Raw genomic sequence first — 10544 nt, 5'->3', positions numbered from 1 at the left:
AACGCAGCAGGCTTGTGGAACTTCTACTTAGATGCAGCATAAGTTAGATAACAGTCAGGGCAAACCCTGTCCCAGAGCTGGTTTTATTTCCCAACAACTCTAATCATCAACCAGATAATTTCGTCTCCTAAGGTCTGAAACATCTGACTTTGTGGGGTGACGCCAGTCAGAACTAGGGCAAGCGCAGCAAAAACTGCAACATAACTAACATTTAACCTGGTTAACGTCCAAAGACTAACAGTGATACTAAAAATTAGCAATGATAAACGACCTGGAATTGTTATGTCTGGAATCAAGCTGACCCCGATCGTGATTCCGAGGAATCCTAAACTTAGCAACCATGATTTTGATCGTTTGATCCCTTGCCAGATACCAGAGGAGCCGATCACGACCAAGTTCATTCTTCATACTCCATAAGTAGTATAATCTCCCTGATGATTGGAGTTATGGAAGGTGACGGCAATAATGATAGAAAAGTTTCTAAAACGACTTTCAAAATATATTATTTCGATTGAGAAAATACTGGAATCCTTACTGGTAGCAAATTAGAGAATTTCTTGACCGATCTCTTAATCATAAATTAATTTGAATTGAAACTAGATCGATCTATCAATGTTAGTGAATCGTATTGTGGGTGGAATGGAAACTTGGAAATAGACTCATGATTTCTCTTGACTTTTGCTGGTGTTCAATGTCATGACACGATCTACGATACTTTTCCCGGCTAACCTATTCAATCAGCTAATTTGAGTCACTCATTCTACGTATTATTTAAACGGGATAATCCGACTGCCGCTTGTCCCAAGGCGATCCCGCCATCATTGGGTGGGATTTTCTGGGGCCAGTAGAGTGGGTATCCTAAATTATGCAGGCGTTGAATAGACTGTTCCAGTAACCATTTATTTTGAAAGCACCCACCGGATAACACAAGGGTTGATAAGTCACTTCGTTGTACGATTGCTACAATGATGTCCACTAGGGTCTGGTGAAACTTAAGTGCAATGGTGGATTGAGAAACCGATCGCTGTAAATCTTGCAAAATTCCCTGCACGATCGGCTTCCAATTCACCACGTAATGTGATGCTTCTTCATACATATCAAACGAATAACTCGCATGATTGGGCCAATTCTCTATCGTCTCTGCACCACAGGCAAACTCCACCGCCATTGCCGCTTGGCCTTCAAACGTGCTGACCTGTATCAAATCGAGGAGTGAGGCCACGCCATCAAATAATCGCCCCACACTAGAGGTCATGGGACAATTGACCGATCGCTGTAACATTTGGCTTAAGACCGATCGCTCCTGCACTGTAAATGCTTTTACCGCAGGCAAATTAAGCTGCTCCCCCTGCTCCCACAGGGCTGATCCAAAGAGTTCATAGAGCAGGGCGATCGCAATGCGACGGGGCTCCCGCACGGCTTGTTCTCCTCCCAGCAACCGAAAGGGCTCGAACGTCGCCAATCGTTGAAAGTCCGTCAGCGTTGCGATCATAAATTCGCCCCCCCAGAGCGTGCCATCGGTTCCGTAGCCCGTCCCATCCCAGGCAATGCCTAACACAGGCTGCGTTAGTTGATGTTCCGCCATACAGGCTGCAATGTGGGCGTGGTGATGTTGAACCGCAATGGGCGCGATCGCGTGATTCTGTAGGTGATTTTGTGCGTATTGGGTTGAAAAATAATCAGGATGTAAATCACAGATAATCTCTGCTGCTTGAATACCGTAGATTGCTTGTAAAGACTCCGCGACTTCATGAAAGGTAGTAACTGTTTGCCAATTATCTAAATTGCCTAGGTGTTGACTCAAAAGAATATTAACAACACTGAAAGAATTACTAGAAGTTTGATTAGCAGATGGATGATTGCCAGCAGTGGCATCCTTGGACTGATCTTGAAGGATGGACTCTGGAATCGTAATTGCGATCGTGGATTTGAGATGGCCACCTACAGCAAGGATAGAAGAATTATGCCTCGCATTTGGAAGCTTCAGAGTAATTGGCAAAGGCGCATAGCCCCGCGCCCGTCGTAGCATCAATTCCTGCTCCAAGGTTTGACCGGATACCTCGGCGGATGCCTCGCTGAATTCCTGTACCGTGATCAGCCGGACAACGGAATCGTCCACTGGGCGGGCGATCGCGCGATCGTGCACCAAGAAATAATCCGCAACCGAGCCTAATTGGCGAACGGCTTCCCATTCATCAATACAAATCGGCTCCCCTGCAAGATTGCCACTTGTGGCGATAACTGGGCTGTTTAACGCTGCCATTAACAAATGATGCAGCGGCGTATAGGGCAGCATCACCCCTAAATAGGGATTCTGAGGTGCAATTAAATCCTGGTTCAGGCGTGAATGGCTCCGATCTAGGTGATGCGGTAACAGGACAATGGGAGCAGCAGCGGAGGTTAAGACCTGTGACGCTCGATCGCTGACTGGGCAATCCGCCTGAAGGGCAGTCAACGAAGGATACATGAGGGCAAAGGGTTTGTCAGGGCGATGTTTGCGCTGCCGTAACTGGGCGATCGCGGTCGAATTATAGGCATCAACCAGAAGTTGAAATCCCCCTAAACCTTTAATCGCCACAATATTTCCCTGCCGAAGGGCGGACACTGTTGCCAGCAGGGCTTCATCTCCGCGAACGAGTGAGTTACCTTGCCGATCCCACAGAGCTAGTTGCGGCCCACAGTGGGGACAGGCGATCGGCTGGGCATGAAACCGTCGATCCCGAGGATTTTCATACTCTGCGCGACAGGCATCACAGAGGACAAAATCCCGCATCGTCGTATTTGGACGATCGTAGGGTAAACCCTGGATAATGCTGTAGCGTGGCCCACAGTGGGTACAGTTGATAAAGGGATAGCGATACCGTCGATCGTTCGGATCAAAGAGTTCCCGTAAACAAGCAGGGCAGGTGGCTAAATCTGGAAGAATCAGGGTCGTTGCAGGGTTTGACTGACTGGGGCGAATTTCAAAGTGGGGATCGCCAGTAGAGTCAAGGGTCGTCAGGGTGATGCGTTGAATCAAGCCATGGGATGGTAAATCCGTTTGTAGGCGATCGTGAAATTGCTGCAAGCGATCGATCGGGCCTTCAACCTCAATCACAGCGCCCTGAGCGTCATTTTGCACCCAACCCGTCAATCCCAATGTTGTCGCCAATTGATAGACAAACGGACGGAAGCCAATACCTTGAACAATACCAGCAACATGGAGTTGTTGTCGCAGCATGGGATATACGCCATTCAGTCGATCAATCACACATCGTTGACCCAATTAAGTTGACCCAATTAAAATGAAAATTGAACGTTAAATTGGGCTGATTTTAAGTCAGTCTGATTTTTAGCGCGTTATCCGTGGTAAGGCTGGTAGAAGGTTTTTCTGAGCGAGATATGCTTGGAGTTCAGTTGGTGTCAAATTACATAGGTCTTTGGCCAATTTGGTAATGTCTAATCCTTTGGGCAACAACGGTAGGAGCGTTTCCCTGACAATGCCAAGAAACTGCGGTTCTGCCACCAGAATGAAATGCTGGGTTTGGCCGGATTTGAGTAGGGTCAGCAAACGCTGGGCGATCGTTCCGGCAAACCGTCGTTCATATTCCACGCGATGCTGTTGGCGATGGTCGTCATAGCTATGGGCTTGGCTGCTAGTACTGCGGTTTCGTCCAGTTTTGGAGTTAGACCAAAGCTCCTGTCCTGTCATTTCATGCTCACTATTGAACAAGCTATCCTGTTCCACTAAATTGCAAGCATTGCTAAATTCGGGAATCTCACAACTTTCTAAGGTCAAAAAACGAGCTTTTGAACCATTCATCACTGCAACGAGAATGTGACGCATGGCACTCTCCTCCGGGGTAAGGACTTCTATCCTTAGATCGTAAGATATTAACGGAATTGTAATCCAAATCGCAAATAAACCTTAAAGTTTGCATCCCTCTTATTAAGTTCGACAACAATATATTTAATGTGAGTAAAGTACGCTATCGTTTTTGAGGCAAAAAGTTCATGATGTACCAAAACGATATCCGTAATCTTGTAATTGCAGCTCATATCGATGTGAGGGAAATGATAATCCCTGAATTATTCTTTGCACAAAATAATCATGATCCCCTGGTATCGCCACGTTCACAAGGGAATTTTGGCACTGCTGAATAACACTATGGTTGCGTCAGATCGAGGACAAAGTCGCAAGGCTTGCACCAACTGTTTCATAGTCCAGTTCAGCAATGCCCACAAGGCAATTTGTAACCTATGCAGAAATGTCGGAGAATCTGCTAACTCTCCGTTAAGTCTCATTAGAGTCTCATTAGAGTCTCATCAAAGGAAATAGAGTGGATATTATGACCATGATTAACAGATTGATTAACTAAACAATGCTATAAAAAACCATTAGAAAAGCCTCCAGCATGAGTAGTGGAGGCGAGAATGTAAAAATTGAGAAGTGTGAGTTGAGCAAGTGTGAGTTAACGATCGCTCAGCGAGCTTGTCTAGTTAAACATGCATAGATACAGTCTTAATGCAAGTCCTATGGCAAGTCTTAATGCTGGCAATTCTTTATCCTAAGTGGTAGGCAATGAGGTTTCAGGCACCCATACCGAGACAGAGCCACCGTTACACCGGAAATCTGCCCATCCTTCGTCATTAGTGACAACGGGTTCACTAATGTGCTCTGTGATATCTACGTAGGTGGCATTGGGTTGTCCTACTTCCATCCACTTGCTCCCGTCGGAACCATTACTTAACACCACTGCCATACCGCCGGGACATTCTTCAGTGCCTAGTCTAGTCCAACCGATCGTATTGGCGTGGTCAAAGTAATCGTACTGGTCACCGAAAGCTAAGTTTTGACGAGCGAACAGGAACTTGTCGATTAACCACTTATGGGAATCAATCCAAATCTCGTACTCATTGCCATCATTGGCTGTGTCTTTGTAATGAGCACCGTAGTAATCCGCATAGAAAATGCAGGGATAGCCTTCACGACGCAATAGGATTAAAGCATAGGCCAAGGGCTTAAACCACGCTTCTACAACAGATTCCAAGGACTGTAAGGGCTGGGAATCGTGATTTTCAACTAGGGTTACCGCGAGGGCAGGTTGTTGTTGAACTAACGTATTATCAAAAATTTGCCTCATATCATAGTCGGCACCCGCTTGGCTGGCGACATGAAAATTGTAGTGTAAAGGAGCATCAAATAATGTGACCCGTCCGTTTGTCGTTTCCAAGAATGCGTGAAGCGCTTCTACATCATAGGACCAGTATTCGCCGACTGCGAATAAATCTCGACCAACTTGATGACTAACATGGTTCAGCCAATCCCTGAAGAAGTCTGCCTTCACATGCTTGACGGCATCAAAGCGGAAACCGTCCACACCGGTCATATCAACGTACCATTCGCCCCAGTATTTCAGTTCTCCCATGACTTCGGGATGATCCATATCTAGATCACATCCCATCAGATAATCGAAGTTACCCTTTTCTAAATCAACGTTGTAATCGAATTCTTTCCCTTTCAGGAGATAAACTGCGTTTTCCCCTTCATTGTAGGCATTGTAGTCGATCGCGTCGAAATGCCACCAATGCCATTCCATGCTGGAGTATTTACCGTTTCGCCCTGGAAATGTAAAGTGAGTCCAAGCTTTAATCGTCTGATATTCACCAATGGCTTCGTTACGATTATCAGGATTTAATGGGGTTGCTTGGGCTTCTTCCTCAGCATCTGCACCTAGCTTGTGGTTGAAAACAGCATCGGCATAAATCCGAATTCCAACCTTTTGAGCCGCTTGGATCGCAGCTAAGTACTCATCCTTGGTACCGTACTTTGTCCGAACCGACCCCTTTTGGTCAAATTCGCCTAGGTCAAATAAGTCATACACCCCGTAGCCCACATCATAGCCGCCCCCAGTGCCTTTGTATGCGGGGGGAAGCCACAGAGAAGTTACCCCAAGCGCTGCTAATTCTTCCGCAGACTCAGCCACCTGCTTCCACAACATCCCATCTGGCTCGTTATACCAGTGGAAATATTGCATCATAACACCATTAAATTCAGCCATTTTGAAGCTCCTTAGAGCAATAAATTAGAAAGTTTAGTTTTGGACAGGAAAATGATTTAATACCAGCAATCACAATTTACAATGAGTCGTGATTAGAATGATAAGAGGTTAAAGCAGGGAGGGCTAAAATTCTCTATTGGCCAGTATCAAACACTGTAGACCAGGTGTCATCTGTATTTAGAGAGTGGCGAGTTATTCATTGATCTCTACCTTTAGGAAGAGCAACAGACAGTACTGAGTACGTCCTGCTTTTTCCGTTATCCCTCTAAGTTATCCAGCCAGTCATCCTGTCCTATATTACTGATTCAGATATTACCGATTCAGATATTACCGATTCAGAATTTGAGACTTAGAATTAAGCAGCTTCAGGGTGTTGCACTTCATCTGCTGCATAGGTTAAAGATTGATAGGCATCCTGGGTGGGAACTAGTTCCCAATGAGCCAAGCGTAATGTTTGGTAAGTTGCCCAGCCTTTAGACCCCCGAGGCACCCGATAATCTGGCACTGAAAAGGTTCGTAATGCTGTGTAGGGTTGCCACGGATCGGAGGGGCGTAATCGTAGATGTAGAATCATTTCGTCAGATCCGAACGGCCTGAGCCAACACATTTGTCCACTCATAGTTAACTCCTAAGGAAGAGTGAGGATAACGGGTACGATCGGAGAACTCAAAAAAATCAATTCTGTGACATTAGTTAATTGCTAGAAAAGTAGCTATTGAGGATAGGTTAGATTTAGTTTGAAGGACTAGAGCTATCGGTTGGGGTAGTGGTTGTAGAATTGGTAGAAGGAGTGTTGCTGGAAGGAGAACCTTCAGAAGAACTGGATGAGCTCCGAGGTGTGGTCTGAGAGCTTTGGGGCGCTGCGGGAGGTGCAACGGGAACCGGAACGGGAACCGCTTTAGGCACTTCGATTACCTTGATTTCAGGGGGAGCTGCGGGAGTGACCTTTTCAATGGTTCGATCGATGATTGTTGTTTGTTTAGCAGCCGGAGAAGCGCTCGATTGAGGACTCGGTGCGGTGGTTGGCTCAACAATGACCGATCGTTGTACAGGAACTTGAGGACGATTGTAGTAAGCGATCGCAGCAGCACCTAAACCCACGATGGCAGCAAGGATGCCTCCAATAATAATCCCGTTGGCAATGCCATTACTTTCGGCCACCTTTTCCCGTTGATACTGATTGTTTTGTTGCAAAGTGCGACCTTCCACGTATCCATCACGATAGGCTTTTTCATCTGTAGTAATCGGACGACCGTGAACATTATTCAGCGTAGTAGGTTGATTTAAATCAGAGTTATTAGGACGATTCATCATTTCACCTCGTTTCTTTATACGTGAAAAAATCTTTTACATGCCAGCTATCATAGTGAATCAAGATTGCTTCCCTGTTCTATTAAAAGGAATAATCCCTAATCCAGTTATCCCGCTCTAAATAGGTATAGTGAAGTTTTTTCCTAGGCAGCGATCGCCTAGTAATAGTCTCAATTCAGGGGCGCATCTCACTTTTGCAACCCTCACCCTAAATCCCTCTTCCAGTGCGGGAGAGGGACTTTGAATTTTGAATCTGGCTCCCCTTCTCCTAATTGCAATTGTGAAGGGTCAAATTTGTAATAATGCATTTAGGGAGAACCTATACCTCTGTGCTTAGGAAATAGCTTAAGAGATTGTTGTTGCCGCAATTCTTATTTTGAAGAATTTGTGCTCCTGTCAATGACTTAAACAGGATTGCTGGTCAAATCGTTGAACAGTAGAACCAGCCTTGTAGCCACTTGGTTTTAATCAAGTGGGACAAATGTATTTTAGAAAAAATCTATAATAAGGATTACTAGTATTTATAATTTTGATTTAAGCTTCAAAAAAAATAGGATTTGGATTTTAGGGTTACTGCAAGATTCAAAAAATCTCAGTTTCTTGGGGGCAAGGATACACAGCATGCCGTACACTACACCGAGTTAGCACCTATCTACCTCAGAGTTCAAACTTGCTTGAGCGACTCAATTGAGTAACTCAATTGGCCTGCAAAGGTTGAGCAGCAGAAGTTAAGCAGCAGAGGTGTGTTCCCTGAATTCAGCGGCCCTTGGAGGGGCATGGTTAATGACAGATTCCAACGCGACAAACGAAGAATTACTCATTGTTGGTATTGGATCCTCTGCAGGCGGTTTCGCGGCTTGTTCAGAACTGTTGAGCCATTTACCTCCTACGACTGGGATGGCGTTTGTCGTGGTGCAGCATCTGTCACCGGAACAGGACAGTTTGTTAGACGAGTTGCTGTCACGGGTCACTCCGATGCCAGTCACGACTGTGGAACAGGATACGCTCGTAGAAGCGAATCACGTGTATGTCATTCCGTCCAATGCCCAGATGACGATCGATCAAGGGCGACTTCACCTTGCAGACTGTGATCAAACCCACCGTCGGGTGAAGACCATTGATTTATTTCTTAAGTCCTTAGCCGCTGATCAAAAAAGTAAAGCGATCGCCATTATTCTTTCCGGTAGCAATAACGATGGGGTTCTAGGGGTACAGGCCATCCGGGCGGAGGGGGGCATTGTCTTTGCCCAAGATCGGGAGACTGCTGAATTTATTGATATGCCAGCAGCGGCCATTGCGACGGGGAGTGTGGATTTTGTGCTGTCTCCTGCCACCATGGCGGAGGAACTCATCAAACTCAAGCGGCATCCCTATCTCCGTACTGACTTGGATCAAGATGCCGTTACGCCTTCGCCGATCGAAGAAGATGAGCTTGTGACTATATTTCGGCTGCTCCATCGGCAAACGGGAGTTGACTTTGCGAACTATAAGCCCACCACCATTCAGCGGCGCTTGCAGCGACGCATGGCCCTACAAAAATGTCTCAACTTAAGTGAGTACGTTCAATATTTGCGCGAACACCCCGGCGAAATTCAAGCCCTGTACCACGATGTCCTCATTACCGTCACCAGCTTTTTTCGAGATCCCGAAGTTTATACCATCCTTCGGGAACGAGTGTTTTCTCTGTTATTGCAACAATCCACTGCCACGACTAGTATTCGCATCTGGGTGCCCGGCTGCGCCACTGGCGAAGAACCCTATTCCCTGGCAATGTGCTTGCTTGAGCATCTGCAGTCCCTATTGATTAGTCCCACCATTCAGATTTTTGGGACGGACATTAGCGATGAGGCGATCGAAATTGCCCGCGTAGGGTTTTATCGCGAAACCCAAATGGAAGGGATCTCCAATGAACGCCGCCTGCGTTTTTTTAACGAACTGGATGGTGGCTATCAAATCAAAAAATCGGTACGGGAACTCTGCGTTTTTGCCCGTCAGGATCTCAGCAGCGATCCGCCCTTTTCGGATATTGACCTGCTCAGTTGCCGCAATGTGCTGATTTACTTTAAGCCTGCCCTCCAAAAGCGAGTGTTGTCTTTTTTCCACTACAGCCTCAAGCCCACGGGTTTCCTGGTGTTTGGTAATTCCGAAAGCCTGGGAGACACAACGGATCTGTTTGAAGTATTTGATTCTCAAGCCAAGATCTATACCCGGCGATCGGTGCCCTCGCGACTGAATTTTGACTTCATCGCCAGCTACTATCCTAGGGAGGTGGAGTTGGAACAGCGCCAGGGATTTTCTGCATCGCTGAATCGTAGTAACTTGCAACAGTGGGCTGACCAGATTGTGCTGAGTCGCTTTGGGCCAGCGGGCGTGATTGTCAATGAACAGTTGGAAATTTTGCAATTTCGCGGGGATACCAGCCCCTATCTAAGAATTCCTTCTGGCGAACCGAGCTACACCCTGTTGAAGATGATTCGTCCCAGTTTATTGATTGATCTGCGAATGGCGATCGAATCTGCTAAGCAGCAGGGCATCGCCGTCCGACGGCAGGGACTCAAGGTTCAGGATTTATCTCAATTGTCCGAAGTTGGTTTGACAGTGGAAGTGATTCCCTTCCACACCTCAACCCCCCCTGAACGTTGCTATCTGATTCTGTTTGAGCGGGAAGACCCCGAACCCTCCCTAGCCTCACCCGACCAAACCGTAGAACCAGAAGCAGAGGTCGTTGAGCTTGATCCAGAAATTCGCCGACTTCGTCAGGAATTGGCCAGTACCCGTCAAGAGTTGCTCGATACCCAAACGCTGTTACAACTGACGATCGAGGAGAAAGAATCGACCAATCAACAGTTGATTGCGGCGAATGAAGAAATTCTTTCTAGTAATGAAGAACTGAAAAGCACCAACGAAGAACTGCAAACTGCAAAGGAGGAGATTCAGTCAGCCAATGAGGAACTGAAAACCACCAATGAGGAACTGCAAAATCGTAACCTTGAAGCTCGTCGTGCCAATGATGACCTGCTGAACTTGATCAACAATGTCAATATTCCCATCTTGATGTTGTCCGATGATCTTTGCATTCGCCGATTGTAACTACTCAACCCAGAGGGAATAAGGGTTGCGAGGGGTCAAGAGCGGCTTCAATGGCTTGAAAAGCGGAAAGACCGTGTCGCATGCCCGTATTAACAATGGAAC

6 protein-coding genes are annotated in these 10544 nt (G+C 46.5%); 1 reads left to right on the top strand and 5 read right to left on the bottom strand.

All coding sequences use genetic code 11. The annotated features are described in order from the left end of the window. Positions 1 to 760: 760 nt before the first annotated feature. From hypF to ACN4EG_RS26045, 5 genes are all read right to left on the bottom strand, one after another. Positions 761 to 3220 (bottom strand): carbamoyltransferase HypF, encoded by a 2460-nt coding sequence (gene hypF / locus ACN4EG_RS26065; RefSeq protein ID WP_431633206.1) that lies wholly within the window; start codon positions 3218 to 3220, stop codon positions 761 to 763. A 111-nt stretch (positions 3221 to 3331) separates the two neighbouring features. After that, the gene (locus ACN4EG_RS26060) at positions 3332 to 3826 is read right to left on the bottom strand and encodes a host attachment protein (RefSeq protein WP_431633205.1); all 495 of its coding nucleotides are present in this window, start codon (positions 3824 to 3826) and stop codon (positions 3332 to 3334) included. Between the two features lie 721 nt (positions 3827 to 4547). Next, positions 4548 to 6041, bottom strand: coding sequence for an alpha-amylase (locus ACN4EG_RS26055; protein ID WP_431633204.1), 1494 nt, complete (start codon positions 6039 to 6041; stop codon positions 4548 to 4550). A gap of 355 nt (positions 6042 to 6396) precedes the next feature. Further along, the gene (locus ACN4EG_RS26050; protein ID WP_431633203.1) at positions 6397 to 6615 is read right to left on the bottom strand and encodes a hypothetical protein; all 219 of its coding nucleotides are present in this window, start codon (positions 6613 to 6615) and stop codon (positions 6397 to 6399) included. 158 nt (positions 6616 to 6773) lie between these two features. Continuing rightward, positions 6774 to 7352, bottom strand: coding sequence for a hypothetical protein (locus ACN4EG_RS26045; protein WP_431633202.1), 579 nt, complete (start codon positions 7350 to 7352; stop codon positions 6774 to 6776). Between the two features lie 783 nt (positions 7353 to 8135). Here ACN4EG_RS26045 and ACN4EG_RS26040 point away from each other — a divergent pair. Continuing rightward, entirely contained in the window at positions 8136 to 10442 is a 2307-nt protein-coding gene (locus ACN4EG_RS26040) for a chemotaxis protein CheB (protein ID WP_431633201.1), read from the top strand. Positions 10443 to 10544 lie beyond the last annotated feature (102 nt).

The organism is Alkalinema pantanalense CENA528, assembly GCF_050753345.1.
GTDB classification, from domain to species: domain Bacteria; phylum Cyanobacteriota; class Cyanobacteriia; order Leptolyngbyales; family Leptolyngbyaceae; genus Alkalinema; species Alkalinema pantanalense.
The sequence above is the reverse complement of the archived record's forward strand: the minus strand, read 5'-3'. Positions and strand labels throughout refer to the sequence as shown.

What these genes read in the sequence shown, in the direction of transcription:
- hypF (WP_431633206.1), bottom strand. Translation starts at nt 3,220, where the DNA reads ATGCTGCGACAACAACTCCATGTTGCTGGTATTGTTCAAGGTATTGGC.
- ACN4EG_RS26060 (WP_431633205.1), bottom strand. Translation starts at nt 3,826, where the DNA reads ATGCGTCACATTCTCGTTGCAGTGATGAATGGTTCAAAAGCTCGTTTT.
- ACN4EG_RS26055 (WP_431633204.1), bottom strand. Translation starts at nt 6,041, where the DNA reads ATGGCTGAATTTAATGGTGTTATGATGCAATATTTCCACTGGTATAAC.
- ACN4EG_RS26050 (WP_431633203.1), bottom strand. Translation starts at nt 6,615, where the DNA reads ATGATTCTACATCTACGATTACGCCCCTCCGATCCGTGGCAACCCTAC.
- ACN4EG_RS26045 (WP_431633202.1), bottom strand. Translation starts at nt 7,352, where the DNA reads ATGAATCGTCCTAATAACTCTGATTTAAATCAACCTACTACGCTGAAT.
- ACN4EG_RS26040 (WP_431633201.1), top strand. Translation starts at nt 8,136, where the DNA reads ATGACAGATTCCAACGCGACAAACGAAGAATTACTCATTGTTGGTATT.